This window comes from Serratia quinivorans (assembly GCF_052113645.1).
GTDB classification, from domain to species: Bacteria; Pseudomonadota; Gammaproteobacteria; order Enterobacterales; family Enterobacteriaceae; genus Serratia; species Serratia quinivorans_B.
The window spans coordinates 162,565-188,688 of the sequence record NZ_JBIEIU010000008.1 but is presented as its reverse complement, the minus strand read 5'-3'; the positions used below and the strand labels follow the sequence as shown (position 1 = coordinate 188,688).

Here is a 26,124-nt window from a genome sequence, read left to right as displayed (position 1 = left end):
TTGCCCCATGTTAAAGACCACCCTGTTATTTTTCGCCACGGCGCTGGCCGAGATCATCGGCTGTTTCTTACCTTACCTGTGGTTGAAAAAGAGTGCCAGCGCCTGGTTGCTGCTGCCGGCGGCGGCCAGCCTGATGCTGTTTGTCTGGTTATTGACGCTGCATCCGGCGGCCAGCGGGCGAGTGTATGCCGCCTACGGTGGGGTGTACGTGGCGACGGCCTTGCTATGGTTGCGGATGGTGGACGGGGTGAAGTTGTCGGCGTTGGATTGGTTGGGGGCCGGTGTCGCCCTGGCGGGGATGCTGATCATCGTTTCCGGCTGGCGCGCGGCCTGATAAGCGGCGGCAGGGGTAGACCCTGCCGCATGACATCAGGCTTCGCGGTGGATATTCAACCCGGCAAAGGACTGGCTGACCGGCATGATCTCCAGCGAGTTGATGTTGACGTGGCCCGGTAGCGTCGCTACCCAGAACACCGACTCGGCGATATCTTCCGGCGTCAGCGCATTGGCACCGTCATAGACCTTGTCGACCTTGCCGTCGTCACCTTTGAAACGCACGTTGGAAAATTCGGTACCGCCCACCAGGCCTGGCTCGATGTCGGTCACGCGGATGCGGGTGCCGTGCAAGTCGGCACGCAGGCCGAGGCTGAACTGCTTGACGAAGGCCTTGGTCGCGCCATAGACGTTGCCGCCGGCATAGGGCCAGTTGGCCGCAACGGAACCGATGTTGATCACATGGCCGATGTTGCGTTCTACCATCGCCGGCAGCAGGGCGCGGGTCATGTTCACCAGGCCTTTGGCGTTGGTGTCGATCATGGTTTCCCAATCATCGGCATTGGCCTTGTGCGCCGGTTCCAGACCTAACGCCAGCCCGGCGTTATTCACCAGTATGTCAATCTGACGCAGCGCGGCAGGCAGTTCATCCATCACCTGTTGGATTGCCGCGCGGTTGCGCACGTCCAGGCGGACGATATGCAGCGCCTCGCCCAATTCATCTTTCAACTCTTCCAGGCGTTCAATACGACGGCCGGAGGCAATCACCTGATGGCCTTCGCGGATAAAACGTCGTGTGATGGCCTCACCAAAACCGGATGTGGCGCCCGTAACAAAAATGATCATGTTGCTGTTCCTCAACTGTTTTTAGCCTACATGCTACTAGCATTAGCATAATCCCACTTTAAGTGGCAGTGGTTATCGGCATCCACATAAAAAAACCGCCATCGCTGCTGCCAGACGGGCGGTTTTTGGTCATTTACTCATGAGATGCGGCCAGGCGGTGGCTTACAGCTGTGGCGGGACGTGATACACCACGCAGTCGTATTTGGTGTTTTCGCGTCGGCCGGCCACCACGCCGCCCAGGGATTCGGCGATGCGCCGGCTTGGGGTATTTTGTTCGGCCACCGGGTAGATAAAGTGGCGTGGCCGGTAGCGTTCGCTGGCCCACACCGCCATGGCGTGAACAATTTCGCGGCCATAGCCTTGGCCATGCAGGGTCTCTTTCACCCAGATGCCCAGTTCCGGCGTAGTGTTGTGCAAGTCGTGTACGCCGCCCATGCCGACAAACTGTTTGCTGTCACGCAGGCGGGCGATGAAAATCAGCTCCTCACCTTCGCGGATCAGCGGCAGCCAGGCTTGCCAAACGTTGGCAAAGGCCTCCGGCGACTCTTCCGGTTCAAAGTTCATAAAGCGCGTCAACGTAGGGGTAATCGCCTGGTAAACATCGTCGGCGTCTGCTGCGGTAAAAGGGGCAATCAACAACCGGTCGGTGTTCACGCGGCACTGAGAAAGGTCACTGTGGATCATTATTATTACCTCGCTTTTCAGGCCAAAACGGCAAAAAATCCGCACCGGTGAAACGGGGCGGATCATCGATATTACGTTGATTGGCGACAGATGCGACTTATTTCTGCAATCGCTGAGGCGAGAGGGGCACAGGGTCGGCTGCCGGTTTTCGCTGGCGAACCTCACTGCCGGCGTTGGGGTCCAGAGTGAAGCTGTCGATCACCGCCAACAGGGCGATAACGCCGATGACCACAAACGCCAGCCGGAAATCGACCAAGGGGAGGCGCTCGGCCGACTGTGGCATCAACATTTCCGCCAGGCGCAGTGCCAGCGCCCCGATGGCGATCCCCAGCCCACTGCCCATTTGCTGCGACACATTGAACAGCGTGTTGGCCCCGTTCATCTGCGGCTGCGGCACTTCGGAAAACGCCAGCGTATTGAGCGCGGTGAACTGCATGGAGCGGGTCAAGCCGCTGACGAACAGCAGGGCCAAAATCAGCCAGGTTGGCGTCTGCGGCGTCAGTAACGCGCAGGCGAAAATGGTAGCGGCATTGAGCAAGCCGTTCACCACCAGCGTGGTGCGGAAGCGAAAACGGTACAGCACCGCCGAGGTAAAGGGTTTCATCACCAGATTACCGGCGAACACCGCCAGCACCAGCAGCCCGGCGTCAAAGGCGTTCAGACCAAAGCCAATCTGGAACAGCAGCGGCAGCAAGAAGGGCACCGCACCAATGGCGATGCGGAACAGCGTGCCGCCCCAAATGGTGACGGCGTAACTTTTTATGCGCATCGCCCACAGGTTGATCAACGGATGAGTCGTGCGTTTGGCGTGACGGACTGCCAGCGCCCCCAGCGCCAGACTGCCAAAAATACACAGCGCGGGCACCAGCCAGGACAACTGCGGATGGTTGATCAGGTCCAGGCCGAACATCAGGCCGAAACAGGCAATGCCGGTCAGCACGAAGCCCAGCGCGTCAAAGGGCACACCTTTCTGCGGCGCTTCCTGCGGGATCAGCCGCCAGGCCAGCCACAACGCGGCGATGCCCAAGGGTACATTGAGAATAAAAATCCAGTGCCATGAGGCGTAGGTGGTAATAAACCCGCCGACCGGCGGGCCGAGGACCGGGGCCACCAGCCCAGGCCAGGTAATGGTGGCGATGGCTTTGATCAGGTCCGGTTTGGCGGTATTGCGCAACACCACCAACCGGCCGACCGGCACCATCAGCGCACCGCCAAAGCCTTGCAGAATACGGGCCGCCGTAAAGGTGGGCAGGTTAACGCTGGCGGTGCACAGCACCGATGCGAGGGTGAAAATCAACACCGCGGCGGCGAAAATATTGCGGGCGCCAAAGCGGTTGGCGATCCAGCCGCTGGCGGGAATAAACACCGTCAGCGTCAAAATGTAGGCCGAGATGCCAATGTTCATGTCCACTGGCCGCACGCCGAAGGCTGCCGCCATCTGCGGCATGGCCGTGACGATCACCGTGCCGTCGAGGTTTTCCATAAAGAAGGCGCCCGCCACCAGCAGTGGCAACGCGCTGGCGCGTGAAAAGAAACTCATGGCAAAGCACGCCGGGCGGAGCGCGGACAGAATGCGAACATAACAGAAACCCCGTTTCAAAAATGTTAACGCCGGAAGAGTTTTTTGAGCATAACGCATTGCGCAGAGGTTAAAAAGAGGTTGAGCGGGTGATAATTAGCGGGCGCAGCGTTTGCGCCCGCAGAGGGGACTTAGTACTTGACCGAACCTTGCAGATACAGGGTTCGCGGCTGGCCGATGTACAACCCTTTGTTGTTATCGTCGTAGGCGCGGGTGAAATATTCATTGTTAAACAAGTTCTTAACCCCAACGCCCAGAAGTTGAAGCCGTCCGTGGCCGCCAGATCCTTCAAATTTCACTCAGACGTTGCCCTGTCTCGGCGTCGAACAGGTGGATCGCATCGCTGTTGGGCGCTAACCACAGCGACTCACCGCTCTGCGCGTTAACCCGCCCGCTGAACTGCACATGCAGCCGGTAGCCGCCCCAGGTGAGGTGCAACAGGCTGACGTCGCCGGTGATCTCCATCAGGCGCAGTTGGGCTGCGGGGTGCTCGTTGGCCTCGACCAGGTGGAAATCGTGCGGGCGCAGCCCGAGGATCACTTTGCTGCCCGGAGCCGCCTGCCGCCATTTAGCGGGCAACGGCAACCACAGCTCACCGCAGGTGACACCGTCACGATCGCCGCGCGGCGTGATGATACCCTCCAACAAATTCATCGGCGGTGAGCCAATAAAACGCGCCACGAAGGTATTGGCGGGCGCATCGTAGATCTCCAGCGGTTTGCCTTGCTGCACGATATTGCCGTCTTTCATCACCACAATCTGGTCCGCCAGCGTCATGGCTTCAATCTGGTCGTGGGTGACATACACCGTAGTGGTTTTGAACTGCTGATGCAGGGCTTTGATCTCGGCGCGCAGCTCCATTCGCAACTGGGCATCGAGGTTGGATAGCGGTTCATCGAATAAAAATACCTTGGGATTACGCACCATGGCGCGGCCCATTGCCACCCGTTGACGCTGGCCGCCGGACAGCTCTTTGGGGTAGCGCTGCAACAGCGGGTCGATGCCCAGAATGCGCGCCGCTTGCTGCACCTTGGTGTGCTGCTCGCTTTTACTGACTTTCATTACCTGCATATGGAACGCCATGTTTTCCGCCACCGTCAGATGCGGGTAGAGCGCATAGCTTTGGAACACCATGGCGATGTCGCGATCGGCAGGATCCAGATCGTTTATCTTCTTTTTATCCAGCAGGATCGCGCCATCGGTCAGCGTGTCCAGCCCGGCCAGCAAGCGCAACAGCGTGGACTTACCGCAGCCGGACGGGCCGACCAGCACGGTAAAGCTGCCGTCGGGGATCGTCAGGTCCAAAGGGTTCAACACCCGCTGTTTGCCGTAATATTTAGCGACTTTGACCAGTTCGACACTTGCCATCAGACCATTTCTCCGGCGCAGGTTTTCAGGGTGTTCCAGTCCAGATACTGGCGCGGTGAGCTGCTGATGGCATGGCTGGCGGCGCGAATGCCCCAGCGCAGTGCTACTGCCGCCGAATGGCCATGCAGGCAGGCCGTCAGAAACCCGGCGTTAAAACTGTCACCGGCACCGATGGTATCGACCACCTTGATGGGATGCGCCGCCGCTTGCAGCAAACGTTCGCCGCACCACATGCGTGCCCCGTCCGGGCCGCATTTCACCACGCAGGCGGCGTCGGCCGGTTGTTGCCGATTCAGGCTGCGGGCGGCGGTGTACAGATCTTCGTTGCCCGCCATGCCGCAGGTTTCCACTTCATTGAGCAGCAGGATGTCGCAAAACGGCAACCAGTCGGCGATGTGTGCGCGTAACGAATCGCTCCAGCCCTGTGGCGGCCAGCCGGTATCCACCGCAATGCGATAGCCACGCTGGCGCAGGGTTTGCAGCAACGCCGGGTATTCCGCCAGCAAGGCGGTGCACAGGAAGGTGCCGCACAGCAATACGGTGTCGCCGGTAGCGGCGAACAAAGGGATCTGATGCAGGACGTCGTCCTGAGTCAGGCGGGTAATATGCCCCTGATTGCTAAAAAAAGTGCGCTCGTTGTCGGGATGAGTCACGCCAAAAGTCAGCGAAGTTTCACAACTGTAGGTCGGCCAATACAGCGAGCTTTCCGGGAACCGCTGTGCCAGCCAGGGGCTGAAATAGTCGTTGCCCTGATTGGCCACCAGGCGGTAAGGGGTTTCCAGCGCCGCCAGCGCCAGTGCGCAGTTGCCTGCTGAGCCGCCGGGGCGCAACTCACTGTGATCCAGCATCGCCTCGGTGCCTTTCTGCGGCCATTGCTGCAGGGTGCTCATGATCACGTCGACGTTGATATTGCCTACCACGTACAGCGTGGGGCGAGTGTTGGTATTCATCATGTCAATTTTCCCTGAATAAATTAACCCTTGCTGCCGCCGCTGGTTAAGCCGCTAACCAGCGTTTTTTGCAGCCACAGGGCAATAAAAAGTGGTGGAATGGCGGCCAGAATGCCGACGGCGGCGATCAGCCCGTCATCGGTGGCCCGTCCGGCGGTGAAACCGGCAATGGTCACCGGCAACGTCTGCGCCTGAATATTGCTGGTAAACAGCAGCGCGTAGAAAAATTCGTCCCAGGCCAGCAACCAGCCGAACAGGGCCGAAGCCCCCAACGCCGGTTTGGCTAACGGCAGGGTAATGCGCAGCAGCACCTGCCACTGGCGTAACCCATCAAGCCGCGCCGCCTGCTCGATATCGATCGGCAGAGCATCAAATTGGTTTTTCAGCATCCAGGTGAGGAACGGCAGGATCAGTGAACAATAGACCAGCACCAGGCCAATATGGGTGTTCAACAGTGCCAACTGTTGCAGGATAAAATACAGCGGCAGCACGAAAGCCACCGGCGGCACCATGTAAATGGCCAGGCTGGCAAACAGCCAGCCGTCGCGGCCGGGGTAACGCGAAAAGCTGAACGCCGCAGGAATGGCCAGCAACAATGAAATCAGCGTCGCGCCACAGGCGACCAGCAGGCTGTTGAACAACGCGTGCAGGAACAAGGCTCCCGGCTGGCCGGGCTGTAGCGACAGCAGGCTGGCATAACGCGAAAAATCCCAGTGGCGCGGCAGCCATTCCAGCGGGACGCGGGTCAAGTCGGCCGAGGAACTGACGCTCATCAGAAACAGCCACAGCATCGGCGCGAGGATCGACAGCGCCAACAGCAGCGCGGCGCCGTAGCGCAATAGCAGGCGGATCTTAGGCTTCATCGGCGAGGCTCCTTCTGCGCTGGCGGAACAACATCAGCATGTACAGCGCAATCAGCAGGCCGCACAGCAGGGTCATCAACACCGCATAGGCGGCACCGCTGCCGGCACGCAGATAACTGAACGACTCCTGATAAACAAAGAAGCTCAGGGTTTTGGTGCTGTCCATCGGCCCGCCGCGCGTCATCACGTAAATGATGTCGAACACTTTGAAGGCATCAATGGTGCGCAGCACCAACGCCACCGCCAGCGGGGCCAGAATGGCGGGCAGGGTGATGGCGCGAAACCGTCGCCACGCCGAGGCACCGTCGAGCCGGGCGGCTTCGTACAAATCGTCCGGGATGGATTGCAACGCCGCCAGTGTCAGCAGGGTGATCAACGGGTAGTTCTTCCAGATATCCGCCAGCATCACCGCGTTAAGCGCCGAAGCCGGGTCGCCCAGCCAACTGCGATAGTGGTCAATCACCCCGAGCTGGGTCAGCAGCGCGTTGATGCTGCCGTAATCCGGGTTGAAATTCAGCCGCCACATCGTGGCGTTGACGATGGTCGGCAGCGCCCACGGCAAAATCACCAGCACCCGCAGCAGATTGCGGCCGTGGAATTGTTGGTTAAGCAACAGCGCCACCAGGACACCGATCACGCCTTCGAACGCTACCGAAACCAGGGTGAAATACAGCGTACGCCACAGCGCGGCCTGAAAATCCGGGTCGGTCAGGGCATAGATAAAGTTATCCGCACCGACCCAGGCCGGGCTGACACCGTCGCCGACCAGCGCCGCGTCGGTCAAACTCAGCCACAGGGTGCGGCCCAGCGGCCAGGCGGTTAACAGCAGCATCATCAGCAGCATGGGTGCCAGCAGCACCCATGCCTGACGACGCTCACGTTGGGGCAAAGTGAGCATCGTCATGGCTTAACGCAGCCGCGCAGCGCTTTGGGTCGCGGCATCCAGCCCGGCCTGCGGCGTGACTTTACCCTGCAGGATTTGCTGCAGATCCTGCTGCAATCCGTTGGACAACCGGGAGTAATCCGCGGTTTCGGGGCGCGACAGCATCACGTTCAACGACTGTTTGGCCGCCGCGATCAGCGGTTCCTGACCTTTCTGCACCGCCGGATCCTCGTAGGACGATTTCCAGATAGGCAGGCTCAGTTTGGCGTACTTGTCCTGCACCGGCTGCGAGGTCATGTAGCTGATGTACTGCCAGGCTTGATCGGGGTGGGCGCTGGCCTTGGCGATGCCTAGCCCCATGGAGCCATTGACCGCAGAAACCTGACCGGGCTCCGATCCCGGTGCCGGCACGATGCCGACGTCACCGGCCACTTTGCTTTGCTTCGGATCGTTGGCCATGTTGTACATATAGGTCCAGTTCAGCGCAAAGGCCGCATCGCCGTTGGAGAAGGCCTTGCGCACGTCCTCCTCCAGGTACTCGCGGGAGTTCGGGTTGGTCAGCCCTTTATCCAGTGACGCCTTCATGTAGCTGGCGGCCTGCAGTGAACCTGGGGTAGAGAAGGTGATTTTACCCTGCTGCAAGAACTGGCCTTTATAGGCGGACACCAGCGTGGTGTAGTCGCAAACCAGCGCTTCGGCCTGTGACCAACTCCACACCAGCGGGTATTTGACCACCTTTTTCTGTTTGAGGATTTCGGCCTGCTGGGCCAGTTCCTGCCAGGTTTTCGGCGGGGCGGCAATCCCGGCCTTGGCCAGCATGGCCTTGTTGTAATACAGGTATTTGGTGTCGAGGATCCACGGCATGCCCCAGCGTTTGTCTTTATAGGTGACGGTGGTCAGGGCGCCGGCAAAAATTTTGGCGCTGTCGTCGGCGCTGATGCGGGAGGTGACATCCTGCAGCAGGCCGAATTTGGTGAATTCCGCCGGCCAAATGGCGTCGAACAGCACCACATCGTAGCCATTGCTGCCCGCACCGCGTGCCGCGACGATTTTATCGTGCAGCGCTTCGTAAGGGACGAACTCCAGATTAACGGTGACATCCGGGTGTTGTTTGCTGAAGTCTGCGGTCATGGCGCGGATGTCGTTTTCGCTGTACGCCGCCTGGGTCATAAACAGCGCGTTGATCTGCGTGGGCGCGGCATAGGCGGATGAGAGACTGAACGCCAGGGCAGACAAACTGCAGACTGCCGTCGCGGCGAGGGTATGGCTTTTCATTGTGCGTTCTCCGGTGTTAAAAAGATTTTTAAATCAATTTGATTGCTTTATTGGAGGGCACCATACTGCAAAGACGATTTCCCTTTCTGCATAGGCAGTTATGACGACATCCGGCACTAACCTTGAGCATGCTCGTGCACACAACCGGCGCGTAGTGATAGAAGCTATTCGTCTGCACGGTGAACTGACCCGTGCCGAAATTGCCCGGCTGACCTCACTGACGCCGCAAACCGTTTCAAACATCGCAACCGAGCTGGAACAGGCCGGTATTCTCTCCTCGCACCTGCCGCGTCGTGCCGGCGGGCGAGGTCAGCCGGCCACGCCGTTGACCCTGAACCCGGACAGTGCGTATTCCATCGGCATCCATCTGGATCACCAGTCACTGCTGATCATCGTGGTCGATTTGTCAGGCAGCGTTCGTTTCCACCGGCTGATTATGGTGCAAAAGCCGCAACCTGCTGCCACCTTGAAACTGATTTGTGATGTACTGCAAGAAATGCGCCAGCAGCCGGATCTGACCTGGGGAAAAATGTTGGGCATCGGCGTGGTGATGCCGGGGCCGTTTGGCGTGGAGGGGATCTCCTCCGTGGGGCCGACCACGCTCAACGGCTGGGAAAATATCGATGTGGTGGCTGAACTTAACGCACAAAGCGGCCTGCCGGTGACGCTGGAGAACGACGCCACCGTCGCCGCCATCGGCGAGCGTTTGCACGGTGTCGCCAGGCAGCTGAATTCGTTTATTTATTTGTATCTCGGTACCGGTCTTGGCGCGGGCATTTTCACCGACGGCCGTATTTATACCGGCCATGCGCACAATGCTGGTGAGGTCGGCCACATGATTGTGCAACCGGGCGGGCGGGCCTGTTACTGCGGTAACCTGGGGTGTCTGGAACGCTATGTCTCGCTGCAGGCGGCCTACGAGAGTTGCGGGCTGGATCCGATGCGCGCCATGCCGCAAGTCTTGCTGACGTTGCCGCAGCCGCAGATCGACGCCTGGCTGGATTCGGCGGTACCGGCGTTACGCCAGGCGATCAACATTATCGAGTGCATGTTCGATGCCGAAGCGGTGATTATTGGCGGCCTGATGCCGGAAAGCCTGGTGGAACAGCTGATCAAGCGCCTGGCGCCGCTGCACCGCTCGGTACGCAGCAAATACCTCGACGGCATGCGGGTACGACTGGGCACGACCGGTGCGGATACCGCGGCATTAGGCGCGGCGGCGCTGCCGTTGTTTGATGAATTCAATCCGCGTTATGAAGTGTTATTGAAGTAATAAATTGCATCCCCCCCGATTTATATTCTTGCCCAATAATGGTGCAGGCCAGCTTTTATTCCAATATAAGCAAACGGTTGCTATTTGCAGGCAACCGTTTGCTTATTTTTTGTTTATTTTCATTGGCTCAGATTATTGGGGGTGTTAATTTTATCTGTTTGTTTTTAAACAAAAATAGCCAATAAAAAACCAACTGGCACGCCGCTTGCTATTCTTAATTCAACACCTGCGTTCGATAAAAGGACCGCCATCGTTCTCCGGGCTGAATTCACTCAGCCGGGGGCTGTGCGCTGGTCGGTAGAGAAGGAAAGCAAAATGAGCATGTCATTCACCACGGCGATCCGTGGTCATTTTTTCGATATCGCTGCCTGCGTGGATCATCCGCAGCAGTTGAGTCAGCAACAGCGAGAGATCCCTGACGGATTACTGCTGTTAAATGAAGGGGTCATTGTCTGGTTCGGCAGTTGGCAGCAGGGGGAGTCGCTGTTGCCGCCGGGGTTCGAGGTGACTCACTATCCCGACAAACTGATCGTGCCGGGCTTTATCGACACCCACATTCATTATCCGCAAACCGAAATGATTGGCGCCTATGGCGAACAATTGTTGGCGTGGCTAAAAAACTATACCTTCCCGACAGAAAGCCAATTCTGCTGTGAGCAGCATTCCGACAAGATGTCGGCGTTCTTTCTGCAACAGCTGTTAAGCAACGGTACCACCACGGCGCTGGTGTTTGGCACCGTGCATCCGCAGTCGGTTGAAGCCTTGTTCAGCCAGGCAGCGGCGCTGAATATGCGCTTGATCGCCGGTAAGGTCATGATGGATCGCCATGCGCCGGAAGCCTTGCTGGAAACTCCGGAGCAGAGCTACCGGCAAACGCGCTCACTGATTGAACGCTGGCACGGCAAACAGCGGTTGAGTTACGCCATCACGCCGCGCTTTGCGCCCACCAGCACCCCGGCACTGCTTGAGCAGGTACAACGGTTGCGTCAGGAGTTCCCGGACGCCTACCTGCACACCCACCTGAGCGAAAATCTGGATGAAGTCGCCTGGGTGAAAGAGCTGTTCCCGGACAGCCGCAGCTACCTGGACGTGTATCACCAGTACGGGCTGACCGGAGAGAAAAGCGTGTTCGCCCACTGTTTGCATCTGGAAGAGTCAGAGTGGGACTGCCTGTGCCAGACCCGTTCGTCGATCGCCTTTTGCCCGACGTCCAACCTGTTCCTGGGCAGCGGTTTGTTCAATCTGCAAAAGGCCTGGCAGAAGCAGGTGAAGCTGGGGATCGGTACCGATATCGGTGCCGGCACCACCTTTAATATGCTGCAAACGCTGGGCGAGGCTTACAAAGTCGGTCAGTTGCAGCGCTATCAGCTCTCGGCCGGCGAAGCCTTCTACCACGCCACGCTGGGCGGGGCGCGGGCGCTGTCGCTGGATGACAAAATCGGCAACTTCGGGGTCGGCAAAGAGGCGGATTTCGTGGTGCTGGATCCGGCGGTGTCGCCGCTGCAAAAGCTGCGCCATGAAAACTGCCGCACATTGGCGGAACACCTGTTTATGCTGATGACCCTGGGCGACGACCGCAACATTTACCGAACCTACGTCGACGGCAAAGTGGTGTATCGACCGGCTACCCAGCAGGAGGCCGCATGATCCAGTTTCTGCTCAATCAAAGCCTGAAAAGTGAAAGTGCTCTCGATCCCAACACCACGGTGCTGAATTACCTGCGCCGCGATCTGGGCCGCTGCGGCACCAAAGAGGGCTGCGCTTCCGGCGATTGCGGCGCTTGCACCGTGGTGCTGGCAGAGCCGGACGGCGAGCAACTGCGCTACCGCAGCGTTAACGCCTGTCTGACGTTCGTCAGTGCACTGCACGGCAAACAGTTGATCACCGTAGAGGACCTGAAGCAGCAGGGAAAATTGCACAGCGTGCAGCAGGCCATGGTCGACTGTCACGGCTCGCAGTGCGGTTTTTGCACCCCGGGGTTCGTGATGTCGATGTTCTGCCTGCAAAAAAGTGGTGTGGCCTATCAGCGCGAACAGGCGCAGCAAGCGCTGGCCGGTAACCTGTGCCGCTGCACCGGCTACCGGCCGATATTGGCGGCGGCCCAGCAGGCGTGCGAGACCCCAGGGCCAGACAGTTTCGACCTCCAGCAGTCAGAGACCTTACAGCGCCTGCGGACGATCCCGGCCGCGACGCCGCTGGAGACTGCGAACAACCGCTGCCTGCTGCCGCAAAGCCTGGATGAACTGGCGGCGCTGTATCAACGGCACCCGCAGGCCAAATTGTTGGCCGGCGGCACCGATCTGGCGCTGGAAGTGACCCAGCGGCATCAGGACATCCCATTGATGATCGCCATCGGACAAATTGAGGCGCTAAAGTCGGTTCGTCAGCAGGGCGAGCGGCTGATTATCGGTGCCGGGGCCACGCTGAGCGACCTGTACCCGCTGTTGGCCCACTATCATCCGGCCTTTGGCGATCTGCTGGCGCGTTTTGCTTCGCAGCAGATCCGCAATCAGGGCACCCTGGGGGGCAATATTGCCAATGCCTCGCCGATTGGCGACGGTGCGCCGTTGTTGCTGGCGCTGGACGCACAGCTGATCCTGCGCTGTGGTGCCACGCAGCGCGAGCTGGCGTTAAACGACTTTTTCCTTGGCTATCGCCAAACCGCGTTGCAGCCGGGGGAGTTTATTGAAAGCATCGTACTGCCTGCCGGCGCACCGGCCGACTTCCGGGCCTGGAAAGTCTCCAAGCGGCTGGAAGACGACATTTCGGCCGTATGCGGCGCGTTCAATCTGACCTTTGAGCAGGGCGTTATCCGCAGCGCCCGCGTGGCGTTCGGCGGCATGGCGGCAACCCCAAAACGCGCCTTGCTCTGCGAGCAGCAGTTACTGGGGCAACCGTGGCGACGGGAAACCCTCGAACGCGCGGCCCAGGCACTGGCGCAGGACTTTACGCCGCTGAGCGATTTTCGCGCCAGCAGCGCTTACCGTTTGCTGGTGGCGCAAAACCTGCTGCGTCGCTACTTCATTGCGCTGACCACGCCGCAATGGGCAATTGAGGTCACCGCTTATGAGTAATCGCAAAGATACCCCAGACACTCAGGAACAGCTGGCCGAACGTTTCCGTCAGTCGCTGACCAGCGGCGTGGGCCGCAGTCGTAAACACGAGAGTGCCGACAAGCACGTCAGCGGTGAAGCGCAATACATTGACGATCGGCTGGAATTTCCCAACCAATTGCACCTGGCGGCCAGACTGAGCGAACGCGCGCATGCGCGGATTGAAAAGCTGGACCTGTCTGCCTGTTACGACTTCCCCGGCGTGGTACGGGTGATCACCTGGCAGGACGTGCCGGGCGAACTGGATATTGCCCCTTTGACCCACGGTGATCCGCTATTGGCGAAAGAGGTGGTGGAATACGTCGGACAGGTGATTGCGGTAGTGGCAGCAGAGGATCCGGAGATCGCCTGGCGTGCCGCTCAGGCGGTTAAAGTGACCTATCAGGATTTACCGGCGCGGCTGGACGTAACCCAATCTTTACGCGAGGGTTTCGTGGTGCAGGAAGCGCACCATCATCAACGGGGTGACGCCGACGGCGCATTGGCGCAGGCAAAACACCGCATTCAGGGCGAGTTGCATGTTGGCGGTCAGGAACACTTTTATCTGGAAACCCAGATCGCCTCGGTGATGCCGGCCGAGGACGGCGGCATGCTGGTGCATTCGTCGACCCAGAACCCGACCGAAATCCAAAAGCTGGTGGCCTCGGTGCTCGGTCTGCCGATGCACAAGGTGACGATCGACACGCGGCGCATGGGCGGCGGCTTTGGCGGCAAAGAAACCCAGGCCGCCGGCCCGGCCTGCTTGTGCGCGGTGGTGGCTCACCTCACCGGGCGACCGGTCAAAATGCGTCTTAACCGGCGCGACGACATGTTGATCACCGGCAAACGCCACCCGTTTTATATTCAGTATGACGTAGGTTTCGACGACAGCGGGCTGCTGCACGGGGTGAAAATCAGCCTGGCCGGCAACTGCGGTTACTCACTCGATCTTTCGGGTTCTATTGTCGATCGCGCCATGTTCCATGCCGATAATGCCTATTTCTTGCAGGATGTGTTGATTACCGGCCACCGTTGTAAAACGAATATCGCCTCTAACACCGCGTATCGCGGCTTTGGCGGCCCGCAGGGCATGATGGCGATTGAGCAGGTCATGGATCATATAGCCCGCTATCTGGCGCTTGATCCGCTGGCGGTGCGAAAAACCAACTATTACGGCAAGGATCAACGCAACGTCACCCATTACCACCAGCCGGTGGAGCAGAACCTGTTGCAGGAGATCACCGCCGAGCTGGAGCACAGCGCCGATTATCAGGCACGGCGTCAGGCAATTCGTCAATTCAACGCGCAAAATCCGATCCTGAAAAAAGGGCTGGCGCTGACGCCGGTGAAGTTCGGCATTTCCTTCACCGCCGGCTTCCTTAACCAGGCCGGTGCGCTGTTGCTGGTGTACACCGACGGCAGCATTCAACTCAACCACGGCGGCACCGAAATGGGCCAGGGGCTGAATACCAAGGTGGCGCAGATTGTCGCCGAAGTGTTCCAGGTGGATATCGAGCGTATTCAAATCACCGCTACCGATACCGGCAAGGTGCCGAACACCTCGCCGACGGCGGCGTCGTCGGGCACGGATCTGAACGGCAAAGCGGCGGAGAATGCTGCCTTGATCATCAAACAACGGCTGATCGACATGCTGATCAAGCAGCATCAGGTCAGCGCCGAACAGATCGCGTTCAATAACGGCCAGGTCAGGGTGGGTGAACGTTATTTCAGCTTTGAACAGGTGGTCGAGCAGGCCTATTTCAATCAGATCTCGCTCGCCAGCACCGGTTATTACCGCACGCCGAAGATATTCTACGATCGCGACCAGGCCAGCGGTCATCCGTTCTATTACTTCGCCTACGGGGCGGCCTGTGCGGAGGTGTTGATCGACACCCTGACCGGCGAATACAAACTGCTGCGTGCCGATATTCTGCACGACGTGGGTGACTCGCTGAACCCGGCGATCGACATCGGCCAGGTGGAGGGCGGTTTTGTGCAGGGCATGGGCTGGCTGACCAGCGAAGAACTGGTGTGGGACGACCAGGGCAGGCTGCTGACTCACGGCCCTGCCAGTTATAAAATCCCGGCGATTGGCGATGTCCCTGCCGATCTGCGCGTCAGGCTGCTGGAAAACCGCAAGAATCCAGAGGACACGGTATTTCACTCCAAAGCGGTGGGCGAGCCGCCGTTTATGCTGGGCATTTCGGTGTGGTGCGCAATCAAAGACGCGGTCGCCAGCCTGGCGGATTACCGTCGGCAACCGGCCATTGACGCCCCGGCCACGCCGGAGCGGGTGCTGTGGGGCGTGCAGCAGATGTTAAACAGTGACGTTGTCACTGACTTGGTGCAGGAGAACGGCGATGGACGAGTGGATTGAGGCATTGGTCGACCTGCGGCGGCGCGGTGAACCTTGCGTGCTGGTGACGCTGGTCGATGACCGGGGTTCCACGCCGCGTAATCGCGGCACCAAAATGCTGGTGAGCGCGGAACGGGCGGTGAACACCATCGGCGGCGGTCATCTGGAGTTTCAGGCGTTGGCGATTGCCCGCGAGATGCTGCAACAGGGCGATACCAGATTACGACTGGAGCGTTTCCCGCTGGCGGCGCGGTTGGGGCAATGCTGTGGCGGCACCACCAGCGTGCTGTTCGAGCCGATGATCTCGCCGCGCCCGCAAATCGCCCTGTTTGGTGCCGGACACGTAGGCCGCGCACTGGTGAATATCCTCGCCACGCTGCCGTGCCGGGTGCGTTGGGTGGATGGCCGCGCGGCGGAGTTCCCGGCGGTTATCCCTGCGGGAGTGCAACAAGAAGTCTGCGATGATCCGCTGGAGATCGTCGACGCCATGCCACCGGGCAGTTTCTTCATCGTGATGACTCACGACCACGCACTGGACCTGACGCTGGCCGAGCGGATCTTGCGCCGTGGCGATGCAGGATATTTCGGCCTGATCGGGTCGCTGACCAAGCGCAAACGCTTCGAATACCAGCTCGGTCAACGCGGCATCAGCGAAACGGCGATTGCCGCCATGCGCTGCCCTTTAGGGCTGCCGGACGTCAAAGGCAAACTGCCGGCGGAGATCGCGGTGGCGGTGGCCGGGGAGGTTATTGCCTGCTACGGGCAAACTTTGCGCTGAGGCGGTTTTCTTTTGGCCAAAGCTGAAAAGCCCGATGTTGATGAGGGTTCAATATTCTAATCACTTGTTTTTGCTCAAACTGCCAACTGCGCCTAAGCTAGAATGTGGCCTGGGGACTGGGGTCCCCGCGCAATTTATTCTGTGAACATGGAGGAGTTTCGATTTGATGCGTTTATCTACATTGGTGCTGGCGATCGGCATGGCGCTGAGCTCGCAGGCACAGGCAGCAGAAACTAACCCGCACGCCGACCATAGCGCGTTGCCGAGTGGTCAGGCGAAGGAGGCTAACGTGACCGGTGAAGCCAACCAGCACGACAATAAAAAGAACCAGAATCCGTTCTTCTACCAGAGCCGCCTGCCATTCCAGGCACCGCCGTTCAACTTGATCAAAGAAAGCGATTACGCCCCGGCGATGGACGCCGGCATCAAGCAAAAGCTGGAAGAAGTGGAGAAGATCGCCAATAACCCGGCCAAGCCTGATTTTAAAAATACCTTTGTGGCGCTGGAACAATCCGGCGCACTGCTGACGCGCGTAATGAATGTGTTTGGTGCCATGACCTCGGCCAACACCAGCGACGCGTTACAAAAGCTGGATGAAGAAAGTTCACCGAAGCTGGCGGGGCTGGACGACGCCATCATGCTCAACAGCAAACTGTTCGCCCGCATCAAGGCGATTTATCAGCAGCGCGATGCGCTGAAGCTGGATGCAGAGTCACGCCGCCTGGTGGAAGTGACCTACAAAAACTTCGAGCTGGCGGGGGCAAACCTGTCCGATGCCGATAAAACCAAGCTGAAGGCGCTGAATCAGGAAGCGGCGACGCTGAGCACCCAGTTCTCCAACAAACTGCTGGCGGCGACCAAAGACGGCGCGCTGGCTATCGCCGACAAGGGCAAGCTGGATGGCCTGTCGGAAAGCGAACTGGCCGCAGCCGCCCAGGCCGCCGGCGAGCGTAAACTGGACAAGCAGTGGCTACTGGTGTTGCAAAACACCACTCAGCAGCCGGACTTGCAAAGCCTGAAAGACCGGGACACCCGCAAGGCGCTGTTTGATGCCTCGTGGAACCGGGCGGAAAAGGGTGACGGCAACGACACTCGCCAGACGATTGCCCGCCTGGCCAAAATCCGCGCCGAACAGGCCAAACTGTTGGGCTTCCCGAACTACGCGGCCTGGAAACTGCAAAACCAGATGGCCAAAACGCCGGATGCGGCACTGAGCTTTATGCGCAATATCGTCCCGGCCGCCACCGCGCGCGCTGAACGCGAAGCCAAAGACATTCAGGCGGTAATCGACCAGCAGAAAGGCGATTTCAAGGTGGCCGCCTGGGACTGGCAGTTCTATGCCGAGCAGGTGCGCAAGGCGAAGTACGATCTGGACGAATCGCAGATCAAACCTTACTTCGAGCTGGATAATGTGCTGAACAACGGCGTGTTCTATGCCGCCAACCTGCTGTACGGCATCAGCTTCAAAGAGCGCAAGGACATCCCGGTTTACCAGCCGGACGTGCGCGTGTATGAGGTGTTCGATAAAGACGGCAAATCAATGGCGCTGTTCTATACCGACTACTTTAAACGCGACAACAAAGGCGGCGGCGCCTGGATGAGCAACTTCGTCGAACAGTCGAAGCTGAAAGGCACCAAGCCGGTGATCTACAACGTCGCCAACTTCACCAAACCGGCTCCGGGCCAACCGGCGCTGCTGTCTTACGACGACGTGATCACCATGTTCCACGAGTTTGGTCATGCGTTGCACGGCATGTTTGCCGATCAGGAGTACCCAAGCCTGTCCGGCACCAATACGGCGCGCGATTTTGTCGAATTCCCCTCTCAGTTCAACGAGCATTGGGCCAGCGATCCTAAAGTCTTTGCGCACTACGCCAAACACTACAAAACCGGCGAAGCGATGCCGCAGGAACTGGTCGACAAAATCAAAAAAGCCGACAAGTTCAACAAGGGCTATGACATGACCGAGCTGCTGTCTGCGGCGCTGTTGGACATGCACTGGCATATGCTGAGCGCCGATCAGCCGCAGCAGGACGTGGACAAATTCGAAGCCGAATCGCTGATGAAAGACAAGATCGACCTCAGCTATGTGCCACCACGCTACCGCTCAAGCTACTTCAAACATATCTGGGGTAACGGTTATGCCGCCGGGTATTACGCCTATCTGTGGACTGAGATGCTGGCGGATGATGCCTTCCAGTGGTTCAGCGAACACGGCGGTCTGACGGCAGAGAACGGCCAGCGCTTCCGTGACATGGTGCTGTCGCGCGGCAACAGCCAGGATCTGGAAAAACTGTACGTCGACTGGCGCGGTAAGGAGCCAAGCATCGAGCCAATGCTGATCAACCGCGGGCTGAAAGACGAATAACGGCTCACGACTGTCGTTAGCCCCCTCAGAAGGACGCAACTTTGCTTGCGTCCTTTTTTTCGCGGGGACATAGGCGGAGCGATGGTTTATCATGCGCCGGTTAATTTTGGCCCGTGAGCAATGAAGATAAACATTCCCCTAACGCGTTTTATCGTCCTCGGTCTTCCTTTACTGATCTCCGCCTGCGGTACGCTTTCGCGTATGCCGACGGATGCATCGCCGCGGGAAAGTCGGCGTCTGGCGTGCAGCGGCGACCTGAAGGCTGAAGTCGACAGCCTGGCGCAGCCGATGATCGATGACCATCAAACACCCGGACTGGTGGTGGGGATCCTGACGGCCGACGGGCAAGCCCCCACCTTTGGCTATGGCGTGACCGATGCGCAGCATCGCTACCCGGTGAACGGCAACACGCTGTTTGCCGTGGGCTCGGTCAGCAAGGGGTTTATTGCCGAAGTGACGGTAGTGCTGGTCAATAAAGGCGTGCTGCATTGGGACGATACGCTGGCGACGTTGCTGCCTGCCGGGACACCGCTCAGCGCGGATGCGAAGAAAATCACCTTGCTGCAGTTGGTGACTCACACCTCGGGCCTGCCGCGCCAAATGATGACGCCGGACATGCTCGGGGGTTTTGTCCGCTACTTGTTCACCGGCGATAATTTTTATCACTCGCTGGATACGCCAGAATTCCTCGATTATCTGGCGACTTTCGATGCGCCAAAAGCCGAAGAACCCCGCTATTCCAACCTGGGCTACGCGCTGCTGGATTACATCTTGCAACGGCGCACCGGGAAAACGGTCGATCGCCTGACCACCGAAAACATTCTTGTGCCGCTGGGGCTGACACACACCAGCTACGATGCACAGCGTTTGCCGGGCTATGCACAACGCGCCGTTGGCCATGCCGGCGATCAGCCCAAATTCATTCGGCGCGGGCAGCCGGTGCCCGACTGGCAATTTTCTTCTTATATGATCGGGGCCGCAGGACTGTATACCGATGCCGACGATCTGCTGCGCTATGCGCAGGCGCATTTTGAACCCACCGGCTCGGCGGCGCTGGATCAGGCGTTGAAGGATTCGCTGACCGTGCGTTTTGCTCGCAGCAAAGAGGCGGCCGCCATCGCCTGGGTCGTGGATGACGTAGGCGGGCAGCAGATTACCTATCAGGTGGGGTTTATCGGCGGCTATTCCAGCTATATCGGCCTGGATCTGCGCCATAAGACGGCGGTGGTGGTGCTGCAAAACAGCTTTAACTGGAGCAATAACATCGGCCATCGTCTGTTGCAACGCATGGGCGAGGCGGCGGACCGGTCCTTCAGTTGCCAATAAGTTGGGCTCCGCGTACGGAGCCCAACGTCCTCAGCGGTTAACCACCTTGGCAGGCAGTGCAACCACCAGCAAGGAACTGATCAGCAGACAGCCGGCGAAGGCCCACAGCGCACCGCCGCTTTTACCGGTCAGATCCAACGCCAGCCCCATCAGCGAATTGCTCACTAACCCGGCAATGTTGGCCAGCGAGCAGGCCAGCGCAAAGCCGGTTGCCGCTGCCGTGCCGCGCAGGAAGGTGGCCGGTAGGCTGAAAAACACCGGCACCGCACCGATGATGGCGGCCTGAGCGACCGAGAACAACAACACCGTGGCGATCACGCTGTGGGTGAAGAAAGTGCTGCCGGCCATCGCCATCGCGCCGACAATAAACGGCACTATGATATGCCAACGGCGTTCGCGCATGCGATCGGAACTGGTGCCAATCAGTAACATGCCCAGCAGGGCGGCGACGCTCGGCAGCGCAGTCAGCAGGCCGATGGTGGTAATGTCGGTCACCCCGGCAGTCTTGATAAAGGTCGGCATCCAAAAGCCCATGGCATAGGCACTGAGCAGGATAGAGAAATCAATGCCGCCCAACATCCACACCTTGAGATTAAAGAAACCGTCGCGAAAACTGTGCTTGCTGTGGCTGGCTTCGGCATCGTCCTGCGCCAGATCTTCGGCAATGCGTTGTTTTTCGTCTTCGGACAGCCATTTGGCCTGCCGGTAGTTGTTCGGCAGCACCCAGAAGGTGAGCACGCCCAGCAACACGCTGGGAATGCCTTCCAGCAGGAACAGCCATTGCCACCCGTGCAGCCCGTGGCGCATATCAAAATGCCCCATGATCCAACCGGACAGCGGGCCGCCGAGTACGCTGGACAGCGGCAGACCGATCATGAACAGCGCAATAATACGGCCGCGACGGTAGGTCGGGAACCACAGCGTCAGGTAATACAGCACCCCTGGCAGGAAACCAGCCTCCGCTACGCCAAGTAAAAAACGGATGATGTAAAACTGGTTGGGAGTGGTGACAAACATCGTACAGGCGGAAAGCAGGCCCCAGGTGATCATGATGCGGGCAATCCACACCTTGGCGCCCACGCGCTGCAAGATAAGATTGCTCGGTACTTCAAACAAAATATAGCCGACGAAGAACAGCCCGGCACCCAGGCCGAAGGCGGCCTCGCTCAGTTGCAGTTGATCGGCCATCTGCAGTTTGGCCAACCCGACGTTGATACGGTCGAGATAGGCGGCCAGATAGCACAAACAGAGGAACGGGATCAGCTTCCAGGTGATTTTGCGGTACAGAAGCGATTCTGCGCCCGCTTTCCCGGTTAACGGGGTTTCAACAATGGCCATGATGATGTCTCCAGGTGGTGCATGGTGGCCTCCGGAGGAGGAGCGTTGTGTGTTTGCTTTTGAGGCGCTTTCCGCGCCTTCTTTATTGTTCAGCTCTCCGTGCAGGTGAAACTCTGGGTTACTGCCGGTTCAGATAATCGAGGGCCTCCTTTTTAGTCACAACGTCGCCGTATTTGCTGTCGATGTCGAACAGGTTGGCCTCATGCGGGCCGGGGTGGCGATCGCCTACGCATTCTCGTACGACGATGGTGCGAAACCCGTGCTGCAGCGCATCCACCGCGCTGGCACGAATACAGCCGCTGGTGGAACAGCCGGCCAGCAGCAGGGTATCGACGCCCAGCGCCACCAGCATCGGCGCCAATGAGGTGCCGAAAAAGGCGCTGGCATACTGCTTGGTCAACACCACCTCCGTGGCCAGCGGTGCCACCTGCGGGCAGAACGCCGCCAACGGGTTACCTTCCACCATGTCCTTCATAACCGGCGCTTTTTTCACCCAGATACCGCCATCGGCAAAATGGCCTGCATGATAGCGGATATGGGTATGGATCACCGGAATTCCCGTCTGACGTGCGGTGGCCAACAGCGCCACGCTTTCGTCGACGGCACTGACCACGCCGGGAGCGAACAGCGGGGCGCCCTCGGTGGTGTAGCCCTGCATAAAATCGATCATCAGCAGCGCCGGACGTCGGCCGAAGCCGATACGGTTACCCCAGACGCCGTGGTAGTTCTCGGTGAGAGAGTGATCGGCTACGGATGCCATCGTGCCTCCTTAATAGGCGCCGGACAGCAGGGCACCGGCGCCGGGAACGATCGGCTCCAGTTCCAGTGCGGTCAGCATGGCGTAGGTGGTGGCGATCGCGGCGGTCAGCACCGGCTTGCCGGTTTGCGCCTCAACGGTAGCGACCGCCGGTAACGACGGCATTTGCACGCAGGCGGACAGCACGATGGCGTCAACCTCGCTCAAATCCATCTCGGCGACAATGCCGGGCAGTTTGGCCGGATCGTGGCGGCCCACGGCCAGATTGTCGGCAATCTCCAGCGCGCGCCACACCTTGACCTCAATACCTTCGTGCTCGATATACTCCACCACCATTTGGGTCAGGGGTTTCATATAAGGCGCCACCAACGCAATGCGTTTGGCGCCCAGCACCTTCAGGCCGTTAACCAGCGCACCGGCGCTGCTGATCACCGGTGCGGCGGCGTGGTTGTCCTGGGTGACCTGGGCCAGCCGAGCCTGCGACTCGCGGTGATAGCCCAGCCCCATCGACATGATCGCCACCAGGCAGGCATAGCCGAGCACGTCGACCTGCGCGTCGGAAAGCTCCAGCGCGCAGCGGTCCGATTCGGCATCCATCGCCGCCAGCTCCGCTTTGCTGACGTGCTTCATGCGCATGCGGCTGGAGTGGAAGGTAAAGCGCTCCGGGCGGATCAACTGACGTGCGCTCAGCATCGCCGGAATTTCGGTTTCCATCGTGGTGTTGGAGCTGGGGACGATCTGGCCGATACGGTAACTTTTAGTCATGACAACACTCCTTGATTAATCCAGAAAATCGCCCAGGGCGCGGAAGAAACCGTCAAAGTCGTCCCACGGGATCATATGTCCGGCGTTTTCAGCCCGCGCGATGGTGATTTCCGGCTGCAAGCTGCGGATCTCCGCTTCGTCTTCCGGCTGGATCACGCCGCCAAGGCCCGCCACCATCAGTAATGTCGGCATGCTCAGCGAGGGATAATCGCGGTGACTGTCGACCTGATGAAAATCTTCATAGGCGCGTTGGATGGCCGGTTCGTAGCAGGTGTGCAGCCATTCGGCACGCAGTTGGCGCTGCGATTCGCTCCAGCTTGGGCAGAAAGCGCGCATCTGTTCCGCATCCATTCCCAACAGTGACTGACGGATCGAATCGACATACCAGGGCCATTTGCCCGGATATTCACGACGACCGGGGCCGGAAACCGGCGGATCGACCAGCACCAGCCGCCGAACCTCGGCCGGATGCAGGGCCGCGGCGCGCAAGGCAAAGCGCGCCCCCATGGAATGGCCGAGCAAGGCGTAGTGTTCCAGCTTTAACGCTGCTGCGAAGGCGGTCACGTCCTGGGCGCAGGTTTCGGCGTCATAGGCCAGCTCCGGCCCACTGGCGGACAGGCCGCGCCCGCGCACGTCCAGCACGTAGGTGTCGTACTTTTCAGCCAAACGTTCGGCGACGAAGCCCCAGGTGATCGCCGGGCTGGTGATGCCGGGGATCAGGATCAACACCGGGCCCTGACCGCCGTAGCGCAGGTAATGCTGGCGAATGCCGTTGGCCTGCACGTTGGCGCCATACAGAAAGTGACTCATGCGGCGTTCTCCGATTTCAGTGCCTGTGCGTACAGGTCATAGCCGTAAACCCAGGCCGGATCTTCCTGCGTGCGCAGGAAGGTGTTGGCATTGGATACCGCCTGCACGCGGGAGGCGCGCTCTTTGCGGTTGGCTTCATACAGTTGGAAAGCGGTGCGGTAGTCGGTCAGGCCGGTTTCCTGCAGGCAACGCGCCAGCATGGCGGCGTCTTCGATGGCCATGGCCGCGCCCTGAGCCATGTGCGGTTTCATCGGGTGACAGGCGTCGCCCAGCAGCACCATGCGGCCTTCGCTCCACAGCGGCAGCGGTTTGCGGTTCAGCAACGGCCATTTGGTGACCTGCTCGCTGGACTCGATCAGGGCCTGCACAATCGGGTGATAACCGGCGAAGGTCTGGTACATTTCTTCGCGGCTGCTGTCGATAAAGCTGCCCTGGAAATCCCATGCCGGGTGGGGCACGCCGCTGACGTAGTAGTATTCGTCGCGCTTTTGGGTGGTGTAATAGACCATCAGGTGACGATCCGCCGACCACCACTTCACGCAGTCTTCGAAACTCAGGTTGTATTTGGCCAGTTTTTCGCCGCGGATCAACGCCCGGTGCGCCACCCAGCCGCTGTAGGTGGGCGCTTCCGTGCCCAGCAGGTGTTCGCGAATACGGGAATTGATGCCGTCGGCACCAATCACGATATCGGCGCTGGCCTGGGTGCCATCGGCGAAATTCAGTACCACCTGGTTATCGCGCTCCTCAATCTGGCTCAGGTGCTTGCCGAAATGCACGCTGCCCGGTTGCAGGACCGCCATCTGCAGCGCCTGCAGGTCGCCGCGGTGCACCGTCACGTAAGCGGCGCCGTATTCTTTGCGGGCAAACGCCCCCAGTTCGATGCGCGAAAGATAGTCACCGCTTTCGGCGTCGCGGCTGAACCAGAAGTCCGGGTGCGAGGCCATTTGCTCCAGAGGCTGTTCAATGCCGAGACGACGGAAAATCTTCAGGACGTTCGGCCCCATATGGATACCGGCACCCAGCCGCGAAAACACCGGGCTCTGTTCGTACAGGTCAACGGTAAAGCCCGCTTTTTGCAGCAGACCGGCGGCAGCAGCGCCACCCAGACCGGCGCCGACTACGGCAATGCGTTGTTGTTTGCTCATCATTTTTCCCCTGACTGTTGGTTTCTTTACCTGCCATCCGCTGCGATAACGGATGATCGATTTATAGTGTATACGCTAAATAACGCAAAGTTGCACAAGTGTTAATTTAGACCTGGCTCACGCTAATCGACCGCGGGTTTCTGTTAACCTTATGTTAATCACAGGATGTGAAGGGCTTAAAATAGGATTTACTTATAGGTGATCCAGGCTTCTTGCTTCCGAAGTGTTTTTGGTCTTATATGATTAAAAGAGTGTGTTCACTGTAATTTGTGCAAAATAACCTCACCGGCGCCGGGCGCGTCGGCCACCTCTGGCGAAACGGGAGATACGGCATGGCGGTCAATGATAGTCAGTTGGTTCAGCTGTTCGAGCAGGTGCTTAGGCTGTCGAAGGTGGATGCTTCGCAAAGCGTGGCGATCCTGAAAAGTCACTATTCCGATGCGCGTACGGTCCGTGCAGCCACTGATGCAGCTCTGCGGCTGGGCGCCAAGGTTTACGCGGTGGAGTTGCCTTCGTTTAACCACCCGCGTGCCATGGGCAACGACATGACCGCTTACTGCGGTGATACGGCGTTGACCGGTAACCACGCGGCTCAGCGCGCATTGGAGGCTGCCGATCTGGTGGTCGACACCATGATGTTGCTGCATTCGCCGGAGCAGGAGCAGATCCTGAAAACCGGCACGCGCATTTTGCTGGCGGTCGAGCCGCCGGAGGTTTTGGCACGGATGTTGCCTGATGCAGAGGACAAAGCGCGGGTGTTGGCGGCGGCGGCCGTGCTGGAACAGGCAAAACTGATGCAGGTGAAATCTGCCGCCGGCAGCGATTTTCGCGCGCCGCTGGGGCAATACCCGACGGTGACCGAATACGGTTACGCCGACGAGCCGGGGCGCTGGGATCACTGGCCCAGCGGCTTCCTGTTCACCTGGCCGAATGAAGAACAGGCCGAAGGGGTGCTGGTGCTGGAGGTAGGCGATATCCTGCTGCCGTTCAAAAGCTATGCGCGGGAACGCATCACGCTGGAGATCGATAAAGGCTTTGTGACGCGCATTCACGGCGGTTTTGAGGCGGAATATCTTCGGGAATACATGAAGTATTTCAACGATCCGGAGGTGTACGGCATCTCGCATATCGGTTGGGGCTTGCAGCCACGGGCGCAGTGGACGGCGATGGGGCTGCACGACAAAAACGACGGGATGTGTATGGATGCACGCGCCTTCTATGGCAACTTCCTGTTCTCCACCGGGCCGAATACGGAAGTCGGCGGCACGCGCAAAACGCCGTGCCACATGGATATCGCGCTGCGTCATTGCGACATCAGCCTGGACGGCACGACGGTGGTGGCGGATGGCGAAGTGGTGGCCCCGGCGGCGTCGCGCGTCAGCCAGGGCTAACCTT

Annotated in this window: 22 protein-coding genes; 9 read left to right on the top strand and 13 right to left on the bottom strand. The window is 59.3% G+C overall.

Annotated elements, in window-relative coordinates; translation table 11 throughout:
* Window positions 1-7 precede the first annotated feature (7 nt).
* Window positions 8-334: a YnfA family protein gene (locus ACGS9J_RS16235; RefSeq protein WP_442231894.1), complete on the top strand. Its 327-nt coding sequence runs from the start codon at window positions 8-10 to the stop codon at window positions 332-334.
* Window positions 335-369: 35 nt separating this feature from the next.
* On the opposite strand, the gene ydfG is transcribed toward ACGS9J_RS16235, so the two are convergent.
* The 8 genes from ydfG to ACGS9J_RS16195 all read right to left on the bottom strand — a co-directional run bounded on the left by ydfG (window position 370) and on the right by ACGS9J_RS16195 (window position 8,721).
* Window positions 370-1,119: a bifunctional NADP-dependent 3-hydroxy acid dehydrogenase/3-hydroxypropionate dehydrogenase YdfG gene (ydfG, locus tag ACGS9J_RS16230; RefSeq protein WP_442231893.1), complete on the bottom strand. Its 750-nt coding sequence runs from the start codon at window positions 1,117-1,119 to the stop codon at window positions 370-372.
* Window positions 1,120-1,281: 162 nt separating this feature from the next.
* Complete coding sequence (locus ACGS9J_RS16225; protein WP_442231892.1) at window positions 1,282-1,803, bottom strand: GNAT family N-acetyltransferase; 522 nt, start codon at window positions 1,801-1,803, stop codon at window positions 1,282-1,284.
* Window positions 1,804-1,900: 97 nt separating this feature from the next.
* Window positions 1,901-3,343, bottom strand: a complete 1,443-nt coding sequence (locus ACGS9J_RS16220) for an MFS transporter (protein ID WP_442231891.1) — start codon at window positions 3,341-3,343, stop codon at window positions 1,901-1,903.
* A gap of 327 nt (window positions 3,344-3,670) precedes the next feature.
* Complete coding sequence (locus tag ACGS9J_RS16215; RefSeq protein WP_442231890.1) at window positions 3,671-4,750, bottom strand: ABC transporter ATP-binding protein; 1,080 nt, start codon at window positions 4,748-4,750, stop codon at window positions 3,671-3,673.
* Entirely contained in the window at window positions 4,750-5,703 is a 954-nt protein-coding gene (locus tag ACGS9J_RS16210) for a carbohydrate kinase family protein (RefSeq protein ID WP_442231889.1), read from the bottom strand. The genes ACGS9J_RS16215 and ACGS9J_RS16210 overlap by 1 nt, the downstream gene beginning before the upstream one ends.
* Window positions 5,704-5,723: 20 nt before the next feature.
* Window positions 5,724-6,563, bottom strand: a complete 840-nt coding sequence (locus ACGS9J_RS16205; protein WP_442231888.1) for a carbohydrate ABC transporter permease — start codon at window positions 6,561-6,563, stop codon at window positions 5,724-5,726.
* Window positions 6,553-7,461 (bottom strand): carbohydrate ABC transporter permease, encoded by a 909-nt coding sequence (locus ACGS9J_RS16200; RefSeq protein WP_442231985.1) that lies wholly within the window; start codon window positions 7,459-7,461, stop codon window positions 6,553-6,555. Before ACGS9J_RS16200 ends, ACGS9J_RS16205 begins: the two co-directional genes overlap by 11 nt.
* Before the next feature lie 9 nt (window positions 7,462-7,470).
* Window positions 7,471-8,721: an extracellular solute-binding protein gene (locus tag ACGS9J_RS16195; protein ID WP_442231887.1), complete on the bottom strand. Its 1,251-nt coding sequence runs from the start codon at window positions 8,719-8,721 to the stop codon at window positions 7,471-7,473.
* A 100-nt stretch (window positions 8,722-8,821) separates the two neighbouring features.
* Here ACGS9J_RS16195 and ACGS9J_RS16190 point away from each other — a divergent pair, with 100 nt between their 5' ends.
* The 7 genes from ACGS9J_RS16190 (at window position 8,822) to ACGS9J_RS16160 (ending at window position 19,914) form a co-directional block, all read left to right on the top strand.
* On the top strand, window positions 8,822-9,994 hold the full coding sequence (locus ACGS9J_RS16190; protein WP_442231886.1) for an ROK family transcriptional regulator: 1,173 nt from the start codon (window positions 8,822-8,824) through the stop codon (window positions 9,992-9,994).
* 315 nt (window positions 9,995-10,309) lie between these two features.
* Complete coding sequence (gene guaD, locus ACGS9J_RS16185; RefSeq protein ID WP_442231885.1) at window positions 10,310-11,641, top strand: guanine deaminase; 1,332 nt, start codon at window positions 10,310-10,312, stop codon at window positions 11,639-11,641.
* A complete protein-coding gene (gene xdhA, locus ACGS9J_RS16180; protein ID WP_442231884.1) occupies window positions 11,638-13,068 on the top strand; it encodes a xanthine dehydrogenase small subunit in 1,431 nt (476 codons plus the stop codon). Before guaD ends, xdhA begins: the two co-directional genes overlap by 4 nt.
* Complete coding sequence (gene xdhB / locus ACGS9J_RS16175; protein WP_442231883.1) at window positions 13,061-15,463, top strand: xanthine dehydrogenase molybdopterin binding subunit; 2,403 nt, start codon at window positions 13,061-13,063, stop codon at window positions 15,461-15,463. Before xdhA ends, xdhB begins: the two co-directional genes overlap by 8 nt.
* Window positions 15,447-16,220: a xanthine dehydrogenase accessory protein XdhC gene (gene xdhC / locus ACGS9J_RS16170; RefSeq protein WP_442231882.1), complete on the top strand. Its 774-nt coding sequence runs from the start codon at window positions 15,447-15,449 to the stop codon at window positions 16,218-16,220. Before xdhB ends, xdhC begins: the two co-directional genes overlap by 17 nt.
* Before the next feature lie 166 nt (window positions 16,221-16,386).
* Window positions 16,387-18,588 carry a peptidyl-dipeptidase Dcp gene (gene dcp / locus ACGS9J_RS16165; RefSeq protein WP_442231881.1) on the top strand — a complete coding sequence of 734 codons (2,202 nt, stop codon included), beginning with the start codon at window positions 16,387-16,389 and terminating at the stop codon, window positions 18,586-18,588.
* Window positions 18,589-18,708: 120 nt separating this feature from the next.
* Window positions 18,709-19,914 (top strand): serine hydrolase domain-containing protein, encoded by a 1,206-nt coding sequence (locus tag ACGS9J_RS16160; protein WP_442231880.1) that lies wholly within the window; start codon window positions 18,709-18,711, stop codon window positions 19,912-19,914.
* A 30-nt stretch (window positions 19,915-19,944) separates the two neighbouring features.
* On the opposite strand, the gene ACGS9J_RS16155 is transcribed toward ACGS9J_RS16160, so the two are convergent.
* The 5 genes from ACGS9J_RS16155 to ACGS9J_RS16135 form a co-directional block, all read right to left on the bottom strand.
* Window positions 19,945-21,252: an MFS transporter gene (locus ACGS9J_RS16155; RefSeq protein WP_442231879.1), complete on the bottom strand. Its 1,308-nt coding sequence runs from the start codon at window positions 21,250-21,252 to the stop codon at window positions 19,945-19,947.
* A 118-nt stretch (window positions 21,253-21,370) separates the two neighbouring features.
* On the bottom strand, window positions 21,371-22,012 hold the full coding sequence (locus tag ACGS9J_RS16150) for an N-carbamoylsarcosine amidohydrolase (protein WP_442231878.1): 642 nt from the start codon (window positions 22,010-22,012) through the stop codon (window positions 21,371-21,373).
* 9 nt (window positions 22,013-22,021) lie between these two features.
* Window positions 22,022-22,774 (bottom strand): maleate cis-trans isomerase family protein, encoded by a 753-nt coding sequence (locus ACGS9J_RS16145; RefSeq protein WP_442231877.1) that lies wholly within the window; start codon window positions 22,772-22,774, stop codon window positions 22,022-22,024.
* 15 nt (window positions 22,775-22,789) lie between these two features.
* On the bottom strand, window positions 22,790-23,584 hold the full coding sequence (locus tag ACGS9J_RS16140; RefSeq protein ID WP_442231876.1) for an alpha/beta fold hydrolase: 795 nt from the start codon (window positions 23,582-23,584) through the stop codon (window positions 22,790-22,792).
* The gene (locus ACGS9J_RS16135; RefSeq protein ID WP_442231875.1) at window positions 23,581-24,732 is read right to left on the bottom strand and encodes an FAD-dependent monooxygenase; all 1,152 of its coding nucleotides are present in this window, start codon (window positions 24,730-24,732) and stop codon (window positions 23,581-23,583) included. The genes ACGS9J_RS16140 and ACGS9J_RS16135 overlap by 4 nt, the downstream gene beginning before the upstream one ends.
* 329 nt (window positions 24,733-25,061) lie before the next feature.
* Here ACGS9J_RS16135 and ACGS9J_RS16130 point away from each other — a divergent pair, with 329 nt between their 5' ends.
* Entirely contained in the window at window positions 25,062-26,120 is a 1,059-nt protein-coding gene (locus tag ACGS9J_RS16130) for a 2,5-dihydroxypyridine 5,6-dioxygenase (RefSeq protein WP_442231874.1), read from the top strand.
* Window positions 26,121-26,124: the final 4 nt, after the last annotated feature.

Coding starts and splice junctions, on each gene's coding strand:
- ACGS9J_RS16190 (WP_442231886.1), top strand. CDS start 8,822: ATGACGACATCCGGCACTAACCTTGAGCATGCTCGTGCACACAACCGG.
- ACGS9J_RS16210 (WP_442231889.1), bottom strand. CDS start 5,703: ATGATGAATACCAACACTCGCCCCACGCTGTACGTGGTAGGCAATATC.
- xdhB (WP_442231883.1), top strand. CDS start 13,061: ATGAGTAATCGCAAAGATACCCCAGACACTCAGGAACAGCTGGCCGAA.
- xdhC (WP_442231882.1), top strand. CDS start 15,447: ATGGACGAGTGGATTGAGGCATTGGTCGACCTGCGGCGGCGCGGTGAA.
- ACGS9J_RS16135 (WP_442231875.1), bottom strand. CDS start 24,732: ATGATGAGCAAACAACAACGCATTGCCGTAGTCGGCGCCGGTCTGGGT.
- ACGS9J_RS16145 (WP_442231877.1), bottom strand. CDS start 22,774: ATGACTAAAAGTTACCGTATCGGCCAGATCGTCCCCAGCTCCAACACC.
- ACGS9J_RS16225 (WP_442231892.1), bottom strand. CDS start 1,803: ATGATCCACAGTGACCTTTCTCAGTGCCGCGTGAACACCGACCGGTTG.
- ACGS9J_RS16160 (WP_442231880.1), top strand. CDS start 18,709: ATGAAGATAAACATTCCCCTAACGCGTTTTATCGTCCTCGGTCTTCCT.
- dcp (WP_442231881.1), top strand. CDS start 16,387: ATGCGTTTATCTACATTGGTGCTGGCGATCGGCATGGCGCTGAGCTCG.
- ACGS9J_RS16155 (WP_442231879.1), bottom strand. CDS start 21,252: ATGGCCATTGTTGAAACCCCGTTAACCGGGAAAGCGGGCGCAGAATCG.
- ydfG (WP_442231893.1), bottom strand. CDS start 1,119: ATGATCATTTTTGTTACGGGCGCCACATCCGGTTTTGGTGAGGCCATC.
- ACGS9J_RS16200 (WP_442231985.1), bottom strand. CDS start 7,461: ATGCTCACTTTGCCCCAACGTGAGCGTCGTCAGGCATGGGTGCTGCTG.
- guaD (WP_442231885.1), top strand. CDS start 10,310: ATGAGCATGTCATTCACCACGGCGATCCGTGGTCATTTTTTCGATATC.
- xdhA (WP_442231884.1), top strand. CDS start 11,638: ATGATCCAGTTTCTGCTCAATCAAAGCCTGAAAAGTGAAAGTGCTCTC.
- ACGS9J_RS16220 (WP_442231891.1), bottom strand. CDS start 3,343: ATGAGTTTCTTTTCACGCGCCAGCGCGTTGCCACTGCTGGTGGCGGGC.
- ACGS9J_RS16205 (WP_442231888.1), bottom strand. CDS start 6,563: ATGAAGCCTAAGATCCGCCTGCTATTGCGCTACGGCGCCGCGCTGCTG.
- ACGS9J_RS16130 (WP_442231874.1), top strand. CDS start 25,062: ATGGCGGTCAATGATAGTCAGTTGGTTCAGCTGTTCGAGCAGGTGCTT.
- ACGS9J_RS16215 (WP_442231890.1), bottom strand. CDS start 4,750: ATGGCAAGTGTCGAACTGGTCAAAGTCGCTAAATATTACGGCAAACAG.
- ACGS9J_RS16195 (WP_442231887.1), bottom strand. CDS start 8,721: ATGAAAAGCCATACCCTCGCCGCGACGGCAGTCTGCAGTTTGTCTGCC.
- ACGS9J_RS16140 (WP_442231876.1), bottom strand. CDS start 23,584: ATGAGTCACTTTCTGTATGGCGCCAACGTGCAGGCCAACGGCATTCGC.
- ACGS9J_RS16150 (WP_442231878.1), bottom strand. CDS start 22,012: ATGGCATCCGTAGCCGATCACTCTCTCACCGAGAACTACCACGGCGTC.
- ACGS9J_RS16235 (WP_442231894.1), top strand. CDS start 8: ATGTTAAAGACCACCCTGTTATTTTTCGCCACGGCGCTGGCCGAGATC.